We start from the raw sequence: 18,128 nt of genomic DNA on the forward strand, positions 1-18,128 counted from the left end.
AACCTGAACAACACCGTGAACAACCTGACTTCAGCCCGTAGCCGTATCCAAGATGCGGATTACTCAACTGAAGTGTCTAATATGAGCCGTGCACAGATTCTGCAACAAGCGGGTACTTCTGTTCTGGCTCAGGCTAACCAGGTTCCACAAACTGTATTGTCTCTGCTGCGTTAATTTAGGCTGAAATAATAATTTCACCCTATAAATGCACTATAAAGGCGGCCTTTATTGCCGCCTTTTATTCTAGGTTAATTTTTTTCCAGTAAAGAAATTACCCTAGATTAAAACATGGGATAAATACGGATGGCTGAGGAGTATTGAGTGAAAGAGCTTATGGTAGTTCAACCTGATTATGTTGCTAATTTCAGCTGCGTGGGTGCGGCTTGTCGTGATCACTGCTGTAAGCGCTGGAGCATTACTCTCGATAAACAAACATATCGTAAATATACTAAAAGCCAAAATGCCGAAATTAGGCGTATTGCGATAACGGATATATCTGTCAGTAGAGCCAGTTTTTCAAATTGGGCTGAAATTAAGCTCAATGAGCATGGCAATTGCCCTTATTTGGATCAAGATCAACTGTGCAAAGTACATAAGCGTTTAGGGGCGGATGCATTAAGTGAAACTTGCTCATCCTATCCACGACTGGAACATGTATATCGTCATGAAAAGCGTAATAGTTTAAATATTTCTTGCCCAGAAGCTGCGCGGCAAGTTCTGTTTAACCCGACTGCTTTGAATATGCAGTCTATGCCTATTCAGAAAAATGGTTATTTCAGAGCACCAGAACTCAATATTGAAGGGCAATTAATTAATTTATTTTGCGCTAATTTTTTGATGTCTCCTCAACCACGGATTGAAGAAAACTTATACAGCATTGCCTCTTTCTTACTTTATTGTCAAAAATTAGAAGGCACGATAGACAGTAAATTACCGGCGATGGAGGCGTATTTTGAAGCGCTACTTGGGAAGCTGCAAGGCGGCTCTGTAACAGAGTATTTGGAAAATATTCCATTCAATCAAAATCTTCAATGGCAGTTGCTTATCCGTATTCAACAATGTTGTGTTGACTCGCCAAATTCAAGAGGAAGGGAAACCTTATATAGTTACCTCGGAAAGCTGATTGAGCATCTGGTCGTTGAGTTCGACAATGAACAACTTGAAGAAAGAATGAAATTATTGAGTGCCGCTTGGAATGACAAGGCATTACTCTTTTTTTCCGACCATCCTCACGTATTGCGTAATTATTTTCTTTATCGATTGCACCACAACCAATTTGCTATCCGTGGTGGTCAACCGCTATTAAAAGAATTCTATCTATTAATGGTCGATTTCTTCTTTATTCGCTCGTTAATTAGTGCCCACATACTTAAAGTAGGGCAGATTACGGAAGATGATGTCATTGATATTTTCTATTCATATCACGCATTTAGGCAGCACAGCGCAAAGGTTGAAGCAGATTTTCGAACCGAAATAGACAAAGTGAAGATTAATGACGATCTCTCGTTATTACAGCTTTTGGTATAGCGCCAGAGATCGGGTTTTCATCACTCAGATAAGAATTAATTGCGTTATTGAAATCCTTTAAAGCGAGACAGATAGCATACATAAGTGGGCATAAGTCAAATAGCCGCCTTTTTATAGGCCTATTCAGGCGATTGTCTGACTGACCGGACAGGATAATGGTACGACTCTCTTACCCTTAGGTGCCTGTCTAGTGAGCGATCTGTATACCGCCGAAGGCGTGATGGACAAGAATTCCCTCTGGCAACGCTATGTTCCTCTGGTTCGACATGAGGCATTGCGTTTGCAGGTACGCCTGCCAGCCAGTGTGGAATTGGATGATTTGTTGCAGGCTGGGGGGATTGGTCTGCTGAATGCTGTTGAGCGTTATGACGCTTTACAAGGAACCGCATTTACCACTTATGCGGTACAGCGTATACGTGGCGCGATGTTGGATGAACTGCGCAGCCGAGATTGGGCGCCACGTAGTGTACGGCGTAATGCACGCGAAGTGGCCAGTGCGATGCAAAAGGTTGAACAACGGCTCGGACGTCCGGCGACTGAGCAGGAAGTCGCACAAAATCTTGATATTGATTTGACTGAGTACCGCCAGATCTTGTTGGACACCAACAACAGCCAGCTTTTTTCCTATGACGAGTGGCGGGAAGAGCATGGCGAAAGCGTCGAACCCATGCTGGAAGGGCATGAAGACGCTAATCCGCTACAGCATTTATTGGAAGGAAATCTGCGCCAACGTGTTATTGAAGCGATCGAGGCTTTGCCGGAACGTGAAAAAATGGTGTTGACGCTGTATTACCAGGAAGAGCTGAACCTGAAAGAAATCGGGGCCGTGCTGGAAGTGGGGGAATCCCGCGTCAGCCAGCTTCATAGCCAGGCGATAAAACGTTTACGCGCCCGCCTGAATAACGACTCATAATTCATTTTCGCTCAGTGATATCACAGTGTTTAACTTTATTAATGCAGGTCTTCTTATGCCAGGACTTCAGTTAAAAAAGCGGCCGCTGAGCCGTTATTTAAAAGATTATAAGCACGGCCAAACTCATTGTTCACATTGTCATAAACAACTTGATCGTATGGCGTTGGTTTTCCGCGGACAAATTATCAATAAAGAAGCGATTGCCGGTATGGATCAGCCTATTGATGATCAAGTCTGGTCAAAACTTCAGCATGAATTAACCGCATTGTGCCGTTTTTGCAGTGAGATATATTGCAACAGCACGCCGGGCTATTTCGATATTATGGCGTTCAAACAGTATTTATTTGAGCAAACTGAGATGAGTCATAGTACGGTTCGCGAATATGTTGTGCGGTTACGTCGGTTAGATGAAATGCTGGTTGCGACCAATTATCCGGCAGAGAAATTCGCCAGCGAAACTATGCATCAGCGTATTATTGATGAACTGCCAAATGCAGCACATAACAATTACCGCATTGCTTTGCGTAAGTATGATCAATATTTGGCATGGCAAAAGAACTACTAAGGTTTATGGCGGGGTGTTATCGCTTGAGAAAACTCTGTGTTTTTCATTGAGAGCACTTCTAAGATAAAGTAAAACGATTACGTCATTACCTTCAGTGATTCCGCGCCCGGCAAGGTTCTCCTTAGCCGGGCTTTTTATTATCCTCTATATTCACCTGCGCTATTGCTTGCCTGCATCTATAATAAAATCAGTGATTATTGATGTCACTTCTGATAAATCTATGTTTTCCCTCCGCACTTGAGCAGGGGTGTTAACGACGTTTACTTACCCGAGCCAGTGACTTGAGTCAGTCTGTCGGGGGTGGGTTTGCTTCTGCCTATCTGCAACTCGAATTGTTTAGGGTAACAGTTGCAGTAACTCATTAATTTTCTGGAGGGCCCGTGACGCTTCAACATAAACTGGCGCAATTTCCGCGCCTGGATTTGGTCGGTAATGCCACGCCATTAGAGAAACTATCTCGTCTTTCTGACTATTTGGGACGCGAAATCTATATTAAACGTGATGACGTCACACCCTTGGCACTTGGCGGCAATAAGCTGCGTAAGCTGGAGTTTTTAGCGGCTGATGCATTGAGGCAAGGAGCGGATACACTGGTGACCGCAGGGGCTATCCAATCTAATCATGTGCGCCAAACAGCGGCTGTTGCTGCAAAGTTGGGCTTACATTGTGTTGCGTTACTTGAGAATCCTATCGGTACCTCACAGGAAAATTATTTGACCAATGGCAATCGATTGCTGTTGGATTTATTTAATGTTGAGGTGGTGATGTGCGATGGATTACATGATCCAAACCAGCAATTGGCTGAGTTGGCAACCCGCATCGAGGCGCAGGGATTTCGCCCTTATGTGGTGCCGGTTGGTGGGTCTAATGCTTTAGGGGCCTTGGGATATGTGCAGTGCGCATTGGAAATTGCAGCTCAATCGGCTGGAAATGTCACCTTCAGCTCGGTGGTTGTGGCTTCGGGCAGTGCGGGTACCCATGCGGGGTTGGCTGTCGGTTTACAGCAACTGTTGCCGCAAACGGAGCTGATTGGTGTCACAGTATCGCGCAAAGCAGAAGAACAACGCCCTAAAGTTACTCATATTCAACAAGAATTAGCGACATCCCTCGGCGTAACCCGCGGGCCTGCGGATATCACCCTATGGGATGATTATTTTGCGCCGCAATATGGTATGCCAAATGAAGAAGGGCTGGCGGCAATCGGGTTATTGGCAAGGCTGGAAGGGATACTGCTGGACCCGGTGTATACCGGCAAGGCAATGGCTGGTTTACTTGACGGCCTTGAGCAGAAAAAGTTTCGCGATGATGGCCCCATTTTGTTTATTCATACCGGCGGCGCACCTGCATTATTTGCTTATCATCCGCAGGTGTAGTCTTTGGTTATTGCTTATTCTATTTGTAGCTATCGTTATTATTTTATATTCCTTTATTTCATTAGTAACACTGATAAAGTGTTGAATATCAAAAATAAACATGACAGTTGGAGTATTTATGGGCTTTTCAATTGTACGTCGTCGGGTTGTCCTGGGCATGATGGCAGTTGCACTGGCAACGGGTCTAAATGTGAAGTCGTATGCTGCGGGTGACCTGTTAGATCAGGTTAAAGAGCGAGGAACCCTGATTGTCGGGTTGGAAGGAACTTATCCACCGTTCAGTTTCCAGGGTGAAGATGGCAAGCTCACCGGATTCGAAGTGGATTTTGCTAATGCATTGGCAGAGCATATGGGCGTTAAAGCAAAAATCACTCCAACCAAATGGGATGGGATGCTGGCCTCACTGGAATCTAAGCGTATTGATGTGGCGATTAACCAGGTCACCATTTCAGATGAGCGCAAGAAAAAATATGATTTCTCAACACCTTATACAGTATCCGGCATTCAGGTTCTGACCAAAAAAGGCAATGAAGGCAAGTTCAGCAAACCTGAAGATTTGGTGGGTAAGAAAGTCGGTGTGGGTTTGGGCAGTAACTATGAGCAATGGTTACGTGAAAACCTGAAAGATGTTGATATTCGTACCTATGATGATGACCCAACTAAGTATCAAGACCTTCGTGTCGGTCGTACTGATGCCATTTTAGTTGACCGCTTAGCCGCATTGGATTTGGTGAAGAAAACCAACGATACCCTGGCCGTTGCTGGCCCGGCATTTGCCCGCCAAGAGTCAGGTGTGGCATTGCGTAAAAATAATCCTGAGCTGTTGGCCGCGATCAATCAAGCTATCGCTGAAATGCAAAAAGATGGCACATTGGCCAAAATTTCAGAAAAATATTTTGGCGCGGACGTAACTAAATAATGCAAGAAAGTATTCAACTGGTGCTGGATTCAGCACCATTTTTATTGAAAGGTGCCTGGTTTACCCTCCAGCTTAGTCTGGGGGGGATGTTTTTTGGTCTGGCATTAGGTTTTATGTTAGCCATGATGCGGTTATCCCGATTCTTGCCTCTTTCACTTCTCTCTCGTTTTTACGTTTCTATTTTCCGTGGTACGCCGTTAATTGCTCAACTGTTTATGATTTATTATGGTTTGCCGCAATTTGGGATTGAGCTGGATCCCATGCCAGCAGCCTTAATCGGCTTATCACTGAATACGGCCGCTTATACTTCAGAAACATTGCGTGCTGCGATTTCATCGATCGAGAAAGGACAGTGGGAAGCCGCCGCCAGTATCGGGATGACGCGTTGGCAAACTCTCTACCGCGTGATATTGCCGCAAGCAGGTCGTACCGCACTCCCTCCGCTGGGTAACAGTTTTATCGGTTTGGTAAAAGACACCTCGCTGGCTGCGACCATTCAGGTCCCCGAGCTTTTCCGCCAGGCGCAATTGGTGACTTCTCGCACCTTGGAAGTTTTCACTATGTATCTGGCGGCCTCACTGATTTATTGGATCATGGCGACCCTATTATCAGCATTACAAAATCGTCTGGAAGCCCATGTTAATCGTCAGGATCAGGAGTAGCCATGAGTACCATCGACATTAAAGAGCTGACCAAACAGTTTAAAGGTCAACAGGTACTGCATGGTATCTCGCTTGAAGTGAACAGCGGCGAAGTGGTTGCGATAATCGGACCAAGTGGTTCAGGTAAAACCACGCTGTTACGCAGCATCAATCTGCTTGAGACACCTGACTCTGGGATTATTCGTGTTGGTGATATAGAGATTGATGGCAGTATCCCTATAAATAAGCAGCAACGGCAAGTTCGCGCATTACGACAAAAGGTCGGTTTTGTGTTCCAGAGCTTCAATTTATTTCCTCATCGCTCGGTGTTGGAAAATATCATTGAAGGGCCGGTTATTGTGAAAGGCGAAAAACGGTCAGAGGCTGTAAAACGGGCGCGTGAACTGTTGGCGAAAGTTGGATTAAGTGGCAAGGAAGATGCTTATCCTCGTCGTTTATCCGGTGGACAACAACAACGTGTGGCTATCGCGCGGGCACTTGCTATGCAACCTCAGGTCATTTTATTTGATGAGCCGACATCCGCATTAGACCCTGAGCTGGTGGGTGAGGTGTTAAATACTATTCGCGCATTGGCTGAGGAAAAACGGACGATGGTTATCGTCACTCATGAAATGAGTTTTGCTCGTGATGTGGCAGACCGGGCTATCTTTATGGATCACGGTAGGATTGTGGAACAAGGCCCGGCGAAAGAATTGTTTGCTCATCCGCAGCATGAACGTACTCGCCAATTCCTCGATAAGTTTTTGAATAATCACTGATTAATCTGTCCAAGCTAACTATGCAGTGTCCTTGTGGGGGCAATCATGTGGCCCCCATTTTGACGGTAGTTTTAGAGAAAGGCTTCGAGTTTGAGGCGATGGGCTGTTGTTTTGACTTCTTTCATCCGCCCATGACCTGGTAACACTTTTTGTTCAACAGTGACCAACCCGGCTTTTTTTAAAATAGCGACATCACGGGTGACAGCACTGCGATCCCTTTTTAGGCGAGTTGAGAGGGAGGTGATAGAACCCGGATACATTTTCACTGTCCGCAGCAGAACAATGCGCGCAGCACTTAACACCCGCACCATCTCAAGTGGATCCTCAAAAGTAATGGTGTGCTCTTGCGGTAATGGCTGTTTCGTATCTGCGAGAGTAGCGAGTTTTTTACCTCGTTTGAAAAAATCATCTTCCGTTGCTGTTTTGATGACTAACTTGTCCATTAACTTCTCCTTAGTGAAGTCCAATCCTTTTGAAAGCAATCCTCTATCTGTTCAAAACTGACAAAATCAACTGATTCAATCGCACCTAAGTAATGGCGGTGATGAAAACCATGAGCATTGTCATAACCAATCACCCGACCATTATCACCTTGCGATAGGCAGTGATTGATATAAGCCAAATTATAGCGAGTGATGGTACCGAAAGGGTCAACCCATATTTCACGGCGCAATTGACCATTTCCCCGCCTACTCGCAATTTGATGAGTCTCATCAATAATCTTTTTATCAGCCATGAATATAATTATCACCTCTGAAAGTTATTGTACACAATATATTCACTAAGAAGAAAGCTAGGCGCGTGAGTTGCCCAGCCATTTGGTTTAATTAATAATGGGTTAGGCTCGGCTATACGCACAAGGGGATGAACTCAATGATGCGGGAGGTTATTGGAGAAAAAAGACGGGTCCGACAGTTTTGCATCGCGCAATGCGGGATATCTCGAACAATATTCAGAACAAATAAGGCCCCGAAGGGCCTTGTTGGGTAAAAACGCATTGGGATATAACAGCTAGATATTCATGTAGCTGAAAGACTAGCCAATAGTCATCAGGCTGGCATTCCCACCGGCCGCTGCAGTATTGACACTCAATGAATGCTCAATGAGTAAGCGCTCCAGCAGAATATTCGTCTCGCTGCGGGCAAAGCCCTGTACCGAGATAATTGGCCCATCAATTTGTGCTATCTGTTCACACAAAATACGGAGTTGATCGGCATCACCGTGATAGATAACACCATCAAAGGCGATATGAGCCGCTTGCCAATCTTTCGTGAGCGTAATACGTGATTTTACAACCGCCGGTAATGCGCGGAATAAGTCACTTTGTACCGTGCTTTCCGGCCAGAGAACTTCGCTGCCGACGGCCAGCACCGCCGCCAGCTGTGTCAGAGCATCCGCCTCGGTATCTGTCAGACACAGGATACGCTGACGCGGTAACAGCGCGTAGGTGTTACGTTCGCCGGTTGGCCCCGGTAACACCCGCACGGTGCCACCTTGTGCCAGTTCGCCATAACGCCGCGCCAACTGAGCTACGACGGGTTGTTGCTGTTCATCTGCCCATTTGATCAGGGCATGGTGGGCCGTTTGCAGTGCCTCACGGCCTAAGACATTCTGCAACTGCCCGTTATCATGATGGGCGAGGGTGTTTATCACCGCATCTTCCGGGCGGCTACACAGAAGGCGGTACAAATAGAGCGGGCCACCGGCTTTAGGGCCGGTACCTGATAGACCTTCGCCGCCAAAAGGTTGCACGCCAACCACCGCGCCGACCATGTTGCGGTTAACGTAGAGATTACCCACTTTTGCTTTTTCAGTGACTTGCGCAATGGTTTCGTCAATACGGGTATGAATACCCAAAGTTAAGCCATAACCAGAGGCATTTATTTGCTCAACCAGCGCAGCGAGATTTTGCCGCTGGAAGCGCACCACATGCAGCACCGGGCCGAAGATCTCTTTTTGCAGTTCATCGAAGCTATCCAGCTCTATTAATGTCGGCTTGATAAAGGTACCGCGCGGCCACTCTTTTTCATCCAGATTATTGGCTTGGGCGGCTTGATACACTTTGCGCCCTTTGGTGCGCATAGCTTGAATATGCCGCTCAATACCGGCTTTGGCATCAGCATCTATTACTGGCCCGATATCGGTAGACAGGCGTTCTGGGTTACCCATGCGACATTCAGCCATGGCACCACGCAGCATTTGCAACGTGTGTTCAGCCACATCATCCTGAATGCAGAGAATGCGTAAAGCCGAGCAGCGCTGACCGGCGCTATCAAAGGCCGACGCCACGACATCAGTCACCACCTGTTCAGTGAGTGCAGATGAATCAACTATCATGGCATTCAAGCCGCCGGTTTCTGCAATCAGCGGGGTTGGGCGGCCTTGCGGGTCAAGTCTACCGGCGATGCTGCGCTGCAAAATAGCCGCAACTTCGGTTGAACCGGTAAACATCACGCCGCGCACGCGGGCATCATTCACCAAGGCAGCGCCGATGCTATCACCTTGACCAGGAAGCAGTTGCAGCACACCTTGCGGGATGCCAGCTTCCAGTAGGATCCGCACGGCCTGTGCCGCAACCAGCGGAGTTTGCTCAGCCGGTTTTGCTAACACACTATTACCAGCGGCTAATGCCGCGGCAATCTGACCGGTGAATATGGCCAACGGGAAGTTCCACGGACTGATACAAACCACCGGCCCGAGTGGACGATGGCTGTCATTGGAGAAGTTATCTCGCACCATTCCTGCGTAATAATGTAGGAAATCAACGGCTTCACGCACTTCCGCAATGGCATTGCTGAAGGTTTTACCGGCTTCACGTACCAGTATTCCCATCAATGTTTGCATCTGATTTTCCATCAATTCAGCGGCACGCACTAAAATTGCGGCTCGCTCAACGGGCGGGGTGGCAAACCAAATCGCACCAGCACTGGCGGCAGCATCCAATGCGCGGCTGACTTCGGCCTCTGTTGCTTCACGAACATAACCAACAATATCAGCCGGTTCTGCCGGGTTGATAACAGGGTGTTCCATGCTATCAACTGACTCTGTACCACTATCAAGCTCAGCATCAATCAGTGGTTCTGCTCGCCAGACTTGGCTGGCACTGGTCAGTAATGCACTGGAAAGTGAAGCTAATCGGTGCTCGTTTGACAAATCCAAACCGCTGGAATTGGCACGCTCCTTGCCATACAACTCACGCGGTAATGGAATGCGGGGATGCGGTAAACCGAGTTGGCCTTCGCTGGCAGCGATAGCCTCTACTGCACTGACTGGATCCGCGACTAACTCATCGAGCGGCAAAGTGGCATCGGCAATCCGGTTGACAAATGAAGTATTCGCGCCATTTTCCAACAGGCGGCGTACCAGATAAGCCAGTAAGGTTTCATGGGTGCCGACAGGGGCATAGATACGGCATGGGCGGTTAAGTTTACCCTCAGCGACTTTGCCAACCACCTGCTCATACAGCGGCTCTCCCATGCCATGCAAGCATTGGAACTCATACTGACCGGGATAGTAGTTCTGCCCGGCAAGATGATAAATTGCCGATAGGGTGTGGGCATTATGTGTCGCAAATTGCGGGTAAATCAGGTTAGGAACCGCCAGTAACTTGCGCGCGCAGGCCAGATAAGAAACATCGGTATAAACCTTACGGGTATAAACCGGATAACCTTCTAAACCATCAACTTGAGCGCGCTTAATCTCGCTGTCCCAATAGGCTCCTTTCACCAAACGGATCATCAAGCGACGGCGGCTGCGCTGTGCCATATCAATCACCGCATCAATGGTGAATGGGCAACGTTTCTGGTATGCCTGTATAACAAAGCCGATACCATTCCAACCGGCTAACTTTGGCTCAAAGCAGAGTTTTTCCAGCAGATCGAGGGAGATTTCCAGACGATCGGCTTCTTCTGCGTCGATGTTAATTCCAATATCATACTGACGCGCTTGCAAAGTCAGCGATAACAATCGTGGATAAAGCTCATCCATTACCCGATCATATTGGGCGCGGCTATAGCGCGGATGGAGAGCAGAGAGTTTGATTGAAATCCCCGGCCCTTCATAAATACCGCGGCCATTTGACGCTTTGCCGATAGCATGAATAGCCTGCTGGTAAGAGAGCAAATAGGCCTGAGCATCTGCTTCCGTCAATGCCGCCTCACCCAGCATATCGTAAGAGTAACGGAACCCTTTATCTTCTAACTTACGCGCATTGGCTAAGGCTTCTGCAATGGTTTCGCCGGTGACAAATTGCTCGCCCATCAAGCGCATCGCCATATCCACACCCTTGCGGATCAGCGGCTCGCCCCCTTTACCGATAATGCGGTTCAATGAGCTGGAAAGCTTGGCTTCATTGTGGGTAGAAACCAGATGGCCAGTAAACAATAAACCCCAGGTAGCCGCGTTGACGAACATGGATGGGCTGCGCCCCAGATGAGAGTGCCAATTGCCATTGCTGATCTTGTCGCGGATCAGCGCGTCGCGGGTTGGCTTATCAGGGATACGCAGCAGCGCTTCTGCCAGGCACATCAATGCCACACCCTCTTGAGAAGAGAGAGAAAACTCTTGCAACAAGCCTTGCACGATCCCGGCCCGGCCATTGGCGCTTTTTTGATTACGCAATTTTTCGGCAATGGAATAGGCGAGCTTATGTGTCGCCTGAGCCAAATCTTCGGGTAAGCGCGCTTGTTCTAATAACATCGGAATAGCTTCGGTTTCCGGGCGGCGATAGGCCGCTGTAATGGCAGCGCGGTTAACCGATTGTGGCAACACTTGTTCGGCGAAATCTAAGAAAGGTTGGTGCACACTTTCAATGACTTGCGGCATAATGTCGTCCGTTTCAGACGAGGAGGATATCTGTGCTGTTGGAAGTTCCGGTAATTCGCTGTTATTTTCCAGCCGCTCCAGATAGTTAAAAATGGCCTGTTTGATCAGCCAGTGCGGTGTACGGTCAATACGCTGTGCGGCGGCCTTAATGCGGTCACGTGTCACTTCATCGAGTTTCACGCCCATTGTGGTGCTACCCATGCTGTCTGGTTCCTGAATTAAGGGGAGTTATGCCCGTCATTCTTCGAGCTCCAGGTGCGTTGGCTACGTTTAATAACCTGAATCACTTACTTATGTAAGCTCATCAGGGTTCTTGCACTTGCCGCCTTCCTGCAACTCAAATTATTTAGGGTATATGATTTTATTTCAGACAATATCAAGCATGTTGCAACTTTGTGCAACCGTGTTAAATCATGTATGTAATCGAAGTGTGAATTTAGTCTTGTTTTTAACAATTTCAAAAGATAAACAATATTCAAATATGAAGTAGTCGAGCGCTTAACGCTAATAATGATAGGGTTTTTAGGGGGTTTACCTTAGGTGTAACTCATTTTCTTATGTTTGGTGTCACTGCCGACAGAGTTTAATGTGATGTAGGGTGAATTTTTTGTAAAAAAATTGTTTAAATTCTTGTGGGGCAAGAAAGGACTCCTCTAGGATAGCAACCGCGAGCTAGTCATTGGCTAGCGAATAGTTGTGTTGGTAGTCAATTTCAGATTTTAGCGTTCATCTCTGGTGCAACTCAGTGTCACGTTCCGACCAGCCAGAGATAAAGCATGATGCCGTGTTGAGCGGTAAGCATGGAAAAAGCGAGATATATTAAAACGATAATATGCACTATGGAGATGTTGCATGACCATGAACACGCCAATGCTGGTGACTTTTTTAGTTTATATTTTTGGGATGATACTTATTGGGCTTGTGGCCTATCGTGCAACCAAGAGTTTTGATGACTATATTCTGGGCGGCCGCAGTTTAGGGAGTGTAGTGACGGCGTTGTCAGCCGGTGCTTCCGATATGAGTGGCTGGTTATTAATGGGGTTACCGGGCGCGATTTTCCTGTCTGGCATATCCGAGAGTTGGATAGCCATCGGTTTAACCATTGGCGCTTATTTTAACTGGAAATTGGTGGCTGGCCGTTTACGGGTTCATACCGAAGCGAATAATAATGCGCTGACATTGCCTGACTATTTCACCAGCCGTTTTGAAGATAAAAGTAAACTTCTGCGAGTCATATCGGCCGTGGTGATATTAGTATTCTTTACAATTTATTGTGCTTCCGGGATTGTTGCCGGTGCGCGGTTATTCGAAAGTACCTTTGAGATGAGTTATGGCACGGCCTTGTGGGCCGGTGCAGCCGCCACCATTGCGTATACCTTTATTGGTGGTTTCCTGGCGGTGAGTTGGACCGACACTGTGCAGGCGACACTGATGATTTTTGCCCTGATCCTGACGCCAATTATCGTGATTTTAGCCGTCGGTGGTATTGATACCTCGATTATGGTTATTGCGGCGAAAAACCCTGCCAATATTGATATGTTCAAAGGGCTGAATCTGGTTGCTATCCTTTCTCTGCTCGGCTGGGGTTTAGGCTATTTTGGTCAGCCACATATTCTGGCGCGTTTTATGGCGGCAGACTCCCATCGCACTATTCGCAGCGCTCGCCGCATTAGTATGACTTGGATGATCCTGTGTTTGGCGGGGACTATTGCTGTCGGCTTCTTTGGCATTGCCTATTTTGAGAACAATCCACAATATGCGGGAAGTGTGACGCAAAATGGCGAACGCGTATTTATTGAATTAGCCAAGCTGCTGTTCAATCCGTGGATAGCGGGTATTTTACTGTCGGCCATTCTGGCTGCGGTAATGAGTACGTTAAGCTGCCAATTATTGGTGTGCTCCAGTGCATTAACCGAAGATTTGTACAAAGCGTTCTTACGTAAAAAAGCCAGCCAGAAAGAATTAGTCTGGGTGGGCCGTGCCATGGTGTTGCTGGTGGCGTTGATTGCCATCGCGTTAGCAGCGGATCCCGATAATCGGGTGCTTGGTTTGGTGAGTTATGCCTGGGCGGGCTTCGGTGCAGCATTTGGGCCAGTGGTTCTGATTTCAGTTATGTGGCCACGGATGACCCGCAACGGTGCGCTCGCGGGGATGCTGATCGGCGCTATTACCGTGATTGTCTGGAAGCAATATGCCTGGTTAGATTTATACGAAATCATCCCTGGCTTTGTATTTGCCAGTATCGCGATTGTGGTGGTGAGTTTACTGGGGCGTTCTCCGAGTCATGCCATTACTGAACGTTTCCGTCAGGCGGAAGCGGAATTTAAAACCGTATAGAAATAGCGTTTAGCTTTAATCAATATAGCCTCCTGCAAAACAGGGGGCTTTTTTTTATCAAAAAAACGGCCAGTTCTTAATAAACGTATTAATTCGTATCCTAATGAATTTATTTACTATTTAACTCGACGGAAACAACTTGCCACAGTTTGCTTAACAATATTCCTATTCAGCCTCTTGAATTTCTTTTTGCCAGAATGATAATCACTATCGTTTTACTTTTCCTTACGTAAATTGACAATATTCTTATTCGCATATTCTACTGCCCACCGCAGGGGTGTTTAGCATGTTTGTCCCATTTCTTATTATGTTTCGTGAAGGGCTGGAGGCAGCGCTGATTGTTAGCCTGATAGCCAGTTATCTTAAACGTACTCAGCGCGGTCAATGGATGGGGGCAGTATGGGTGGGGGTTATCACTGCCGCAGCACTTTGCCTGGCTATTGGTATTTTTATTAATGAAACCACCGGTGAGTTCCCGCAAAAGCAGCAAGAGCTGTTCGAAGGGATTATCGCTGTGGTGGCAGTTTGCATATTAACCTATATGGTTTTTTGGATGCGTAAGGTATCCAAATCAGTCAAAGTTCATTTAGAAGGTGCCATTGATAACGCCCTAAACGTTGAGGGTAAAAAAGGCCGTGGTCAGGGATGGGCATTAGTCGCAATGGTGTTTTTTGCTGTAGCGCGCGAAGGTCTGGAGTCAGTTTTCTTTTTATTAGCTGCTTTTCAGCAGGATGTCGGTATTGGCGCACCCATCGGCGCAATATTGGGTTTGAGCTGCGCTATTTTGGTTGGTATGGCTATCTACTGGGGCGGCGTTAAGTTACATCTGGCTAAATTCTTCAAATGGACCAGCCTGTTTATTCTGTTTGTTGCTGCCGGCCTTGCCGCAGGGGCAATAAGAGCCTTCCATGAAGCTGGATTATGGAACCACTTCCAGGATATCGCATTTGACCTGACCAATGTGCTTTCTACGCACTCCTTGCTAGGCACCTTCCTTGAGGGCATGTTCGGTTATCAGGAAGCCCCTACTGTCAGTGAAGTCGCGGTCTACTTTATCTATCTGATTCCGGCATTGATTTTCTTTTTCCTTCCACCACGCGCCACGGCGGCTTCAACCGTAGCGGCTGCGCGGAAAACTAACCAATAATTCAGGGATTTATCACATGTCTAACCGGTTCTTCCGTCGCACAGCTCTACATGCCGCTTTATTGGCACTGCCAGTTTTCGCTATTAGCGCACAGGCTGCTGATATTCCTCAGGTTAAAATTACGGTTAATGATAAGCAGTGTGAGCCAATGGCACTGTCTATTCCCGCCGGTAAAACACAGTTTATTGTGCACAATGTCAGCCAAAAAGGGCTGGAGTGGGAGATCCTGAAAGGGGTCATGGTGGTTGAAGAACGCGAGAACATCGCGCCAGGTTTTACTCAGAAGATGACAGCCAATCTGGAACCGGGTGAATACGATATGACCTGCGGTTTACTGAGCAACCCGAAAGGCAAGCTGACAGTGACTGCTGCAGTTGGTACTGACACGGCGACCAAACCGGATGCTATGGCATTGGTTGGGCCAATCGCTGAGTATAAAGTCTATGTAACACAAGAAGTTGCCCAGTTAGTGACCCAAACCAAAGCCTTCACAGATGCAGTGAAAAAAGGTGATTTGGCATTAGCGCGCAAGCTCTATGCACCGACTCGTCAGCATTATGAACGTATCGAGCCAATTGCTGAGTTATTCTCTGATTTAGATGGCAGTATTGATGCCCGTGAAGACGATTTTGAACAGAAAGCGGCAGATCCGAAATTCACCGGTTTCCACCGCTTAGAGAAAATCCTATTTGGTGACAATACTACCAAAGGGGCGGATAAATTCGCCAACCAACTGTATCAAGACACGGTGGAACTGCAAAAACGGATAGCGGGTCTGACATTCGCACCAAACAAAGTGGTAGGCGGGGCGGCAGGTCTCATTGAAGAAGTGGCAGCCAGTAAAATCAGCGGTGAAGAAGATCGCTACAGCCGCACTGACTTGTGGGACTTCCAGGCGAACGTTGATGGCGCACAGAAGATTGTTAATCTGCTGCGGCCGTTATTGGAAAAAGCGGATAAGCCGTTGTTGGATAAAATTGATGCCAACTTCAAAACAGTTGATAGCGTATTAGCAAAATACCGCACCAAAGATGGCTACGAATCTTATGAGAAGTTAACCGATGCTGATCGCAATGCGATGAAAGGGCCAATTACGGCACTGGCGGAAGACCTTGCTCAACTGCGTGGCGTATTGGGTCTGGACTGAGGATTAAAATGAGCAAGAAAACCGGCCCGCAACACGGGCCGTATCAGCAAGATAACGGGGCGGAATTGCCGTCCCGTCGGCGTTTGCTCCTCGGTATGAGCATGATGAGTGGGGCATTGGCGCTCGGTGGGGCAAAAATAGCTCGCGCGGCGGATTGCCCAACCCCCGAATCTGCAGCCGCGCAAGATGAACGTTGGCAAAAGCAGCCTTTCTACGGACAGCATCAAGCCGGTGTATTAACCCCACAGCAAGCGGCGATGATGCTGGTGGCATTTGATGTGCTGGCAACAGATAAAGCAGCATTAATCCGGTTATTTACGTTATTAACTGCACGAATTGCTTTTCTGACCACAGGCGGGCATGCGCCGTCGGTTAACGCAAAATTGCCGCCACTGGATTCGGGCATTATGGGGCCAGAAATTTACCCCGATAATCTGACGATCACGGTTTCCGTCGGTGACTCACTGTTTGACGAGCGTTTCGGCTTGCAAGGGCAAAAACCCCTACGGCTGCAAAGAATGACTCGTTTCCCCAATGACTCACTGGATGCCGGATTGTGCCACGGTGATGTGTTGCTGCAAATTTGCGCGAATACCAATGAAACCGTGATTCATGCACTGCGCGATATCATCAAACACTCGCCGGATCTTCTCAGTGTGCGCTGGAAACGTGAAGGGTTTATTTCTGCCCATGCTGCCCGCAGCAAAGGTAAAGAAACGCCAATCAACTTGTTGGGTTTTAAAGACGGAACCGCGAATCCGAAAACCAGTGATAAGCCGCTGATCAACCAAGTGGTGTGGGTTCAGGAAAACGCCGGAGAACCTGCCTGGGCGGTCGGTGGCAGTTATCAGGCGGCTCGGATTATCCGTTTCAAAGTGGAATTTTGGGATCGGACTCCCTTGCAAGAGCAGCAAACTATTTTTGGTCGCGATAAGCACAGTGGCGCGCCTTTGGGTAGGGTACATGAACATGATGAACCGGATTACACCAAAGACCCAGACGGCAAAGTGATTAAGATGGATGCACATATTCGGCTGGCAAATCCACGCACCGCTGAAACCCAGGATAACTTGATGCTGCGCCGTGGCTACAGCTACTCGCTGGGGGTATCAAATTCGGGGCAACTGGATATGGGGCTATTATTTGTCTGCTACCAGTCTGATTTGGAAAAAGCTTTTTTGACCGTGCAAAAACGGCTGAATGGGGAAGCGCTGGAAGAGTATGTGAAACCCATTGGTGGCGGCTATTTTTTCACCTTGCCAGGGGTGGCAGATGCCACCCATTATTTAGCACAAGGGCTATTAGAAGCTTGATTTTGAAATAAAGCACCACTTTAGCGGTGCTTTTCATGACAATTTAACGGGCTAATTTGGCCGTGATTTTCGCCACATGTTCGCCCTGGAAACGAGCGATAGCGAGCTCCTCAGCGCTTGGCTGGCGGGAACCATCACCACCAGCAATAGTGGTAGCGCCATAAGGCGTGCCACCGCGGGTCTGCGAAACATCAAACAATTCTGTCGCGCCATAGCCGATCGGCACAATAATAAAACCGTGGTGGGCTAATGTGGTCCAGGTTGAGGTGATGGTGTGTTCTTGCCCGCCGCCGGTACCGGTAGAAGCAAATACACTGGCGACTTTGCCGTACAGTGCGCCCGATGCCCACAGCCCGCCAGTTTGATCAAGGAATGTACGCATTTGCCCGGTCATATTACCAAAGCGGGTTGGCGTACCGAAAATGATGCCATCGTAATCGGCCAATTCTTGTGGTGTTGCTACTGGTGCTTTCTGGTCAGTTTTACCACCGGCTTTGGCAAAAGCATCCGCCGGCATGGTTTCCGGCACGCGCTTAATGGTCACTTCAACGCCGTCAACCTTTTGAGCACCTTCGGCAATTGCGCTGGCAAGTGTCTCGATATGTCCATACATGGAATAATAAAGCACTAGAATTTTCGCCAT

General features: G+C 47.8%; 16 protein-coding genes. 12 read left to right on the forward strand and 4 right to left on the reverse strand.

Features of this window, described 5'->3' with window-relative positions:
- The 8 genes from QSV56_RS09805 to tcyN form a co-directional block, all read left to right on the forward strand.
- A partial coding sequence (locus QSV56_RS09805) for a flagellin (protein ID WP_301212351.1) occupies positions 1-174 on the forward strand: 174 nt, incomplete at its 5' end.
- A 147-nt stretch (positions 175-321) separates the two neighbouring features.
- On the forward strand, positions 322-1,527 hold the full coding sequence (gene fliB, locus QSV56_RS09810) for a flagellin lysine-N-methylase (protein WP_019080825.1): 1,206 nt from the start codon (positions 322-324) through the stop codon (positions 1,525-1,527).
- A 190-nt stretch (positions 1,528-1,717) separates the two neighbouring features.
- Positions 1,718-2,440 carry an RNA polymerase sigma factor FliA gene (locus QSV56_RS09815; protein ID WP_005160341.1) on the forward strand — a complete coding sequence of 241 codons (723 nt, stop codon included), beginning with the start codon at positions 1,718-1,720 and terminating at the stop codon, positions 2,438-2,440.
- A gap of 55 nt (positions 2,441-2,495) precedes the next feature.
- Positions 2,496-3,005: a flagella biosynthesis regulatory protein FliZ gene (gene fliZ / locus QSV56_RS09820; RefSeq protein WP_005160338.1), complete on the forward strand. Its 510-nt coding sequence runs from the start codon at positions 2,496-2,498 to the stop codon at positions 3,003-3,005.
- Positions 3,006-3,385: 380 nt separating this feature from the next.
- The gene (locus QSV56_RS09825) at positions 3,386-4,378 is read left to right on the forward strand and encodes a D-cysteine desulfhydrase (RefSeq protein WP_019082884.1); all 993 of its coding nucleotides are present in this window, start codon (positions 3,386-3,388) and stop codon (positions 4,376-4,378) included.
- A gap of 118 nt (positions 4,379-4,496) precedes the next feature.
- Complete coding sequence (tcyJ, locus tag QSV56_RS09830; protein WP_005168907.1) at positions 4,497-5,297, forward strand: cystine ABC transporter substrate-binding protein; 801 nt, start codon at positions 4,497-4,499, stop codon at positions 5,295-5,297.
- The gene (tcyL, locus tag QSV56_RS09835) at positions 5,297-5,959 is read left to right on the forward strand and encodes a cystine ABC transporter permease (RefSeq protein WP_005160319.1); all 663 of its coding nucleotides are present in this window, start codon (positions 5,297-5,299) and stop codon (positions 5,957-5,959) included. The genes tcyJ and tcyL overlap by 1 nt, the downstream gene beginning before the upstream one ends.
- A gap of 2 nt (positions 5,960-5,961) precedes the next feature.
- Positions 5,962-6,717, forward strand: a complete 756-nt coding sequence (gene tcyN / locus QSV56_RS09840) for an L-cystine ABC transporter ATP-binding protein TcyN (protein WP_019080823.1) — start codon at positions 5,962-5,964, stop codon at positions 6,715-6,717.
- A gap of 71 nt (positions 6,718-6,788) precedes the next feature.
- Here tcyN and QSV56_RS09845 read toward each other — a convergent pair whose 3' ends face one another.
- The 3 genes from QSV56_RS09845 to putA form a co-directional block, all read right to left on the reverse strand.
- A complete protein-coding gene (locus tag QSV56_RS09845) occupies positions 6,789-7,160 on the reverse strand; it encodes a MarR family transcriptional regulator (protein ID WP_046051154.1) in 372 nt (123 codons plus the stop codon).
- Entirely contained in the window at positions 7,160-7,453 is a 294-nt protein-coding gene (locus QSV56_RS09850) for a DUF6516 family protein (protein ID WP_013649717.1), read from the reverse strand. Before QSV56_RS09850 ends, QSV56_RS09845 begins: the two co-directional genes overlap by 1 nt.
- A gap of 299 nt (positions 7,454-7,752) precedes the next feature.
- On the reverse strand, positions 7,753-11,742 hold the full coding sequence (gene putA / locus QSV56_RS09855) for a trifunctional transcriptional regulator/proline dehydrogenase/L-glutamate gamma-semialdehyde dehydrogenase (protein WP_301212183.1): 3,990 nt from the start codon (positions 11,740-11,742) through the stop codon (positions 7,753-7,755).
- 651 nt (positions 11,743-12,393) lie between these two features.
- On the opposite strand from putA, the gene putP reads away from it, so the two are divergent.
- The 4 genes from putP to efeB all read left to right on the forward strand — a co-directional run bounded on the left by putP (position 12,394) and on the right by efeB (position 17,485).
- Complete coding sequence (putP, locus tag QSV56_RS09860; protein ID WP_050322383.1) at positions 12,394-13,878, forward strand: sodium/proline symporter PutP; 1,485 nt, start codon at positions 12,394-12,396, stop codon at positions 13,876-13,878.
- A gap of 286 nt (positions 13,879-14,164) precedes the next feature.
- Positions 14,165-15,025 (forward strand): iron uptake transporter permease EfeU, encoded by an 861-nt coding sequence (efeU, locus tag QSV56_RS09865; RefSeq protein WP_046051152.1) that lies wholly within the window; start codon positions 14,165-14,167, stop codon positions 15,023-15,025.
- Positions 15,026-15,041: 16 nt separating this feature from the next.
- Positions 15,042-16,172: an iron uptake system protein EfeO gene (gene efeO, locus QSV56_RS09870; protein WP_050158819.1), complete on the forward strand. Its 1,131-nt coding sequence runs from the start codon at positions 15,042-15,044 to the stop codon at positions 16,170-16,172.
- 8 nt (positions 16,173-16,180) lie between these two features.
- On the forward strand, positions 16,181-17,485 hold the full coding sequence (gene efeB, locus QSV56_RS09875) for an iron uptake transporter deferrochelatase/peroxidase subunit (RefSeq protein ID WP_019080817.1): 1,305 nt from the start codon (positions 16,181-16,183) through the stop codon (positions 17,483-17,485).
- Positions 17,486-17,528: 43 nt separating this feature from the next.
- Here efeB and wrbA read toward each other — a convergent pair whose 3' ends face one another.
- Positions 17,529-18,128 (reverse strand): NAD(P)H:quinone oxidoreductase, encoded by a 600-nt coding sequence (gene wrbA / locus QSV56_RS09880; RefSeq protein ID WP_046695157.1) that lies wholly within the window; start codon positions 18,126-18,128, stop codon positions 17,529-17,531.

The sequence above is a fragment of the Yersinia sp. 22-579 genome (assembly GCF_030433455.1).
Classification (GTDB): Bacteria; Pseudomonadota; Gammaproteobacteria; order Enterobacterales; family Enterobacteriaceae; genus Yersinia; species Yersinia enterocolitica.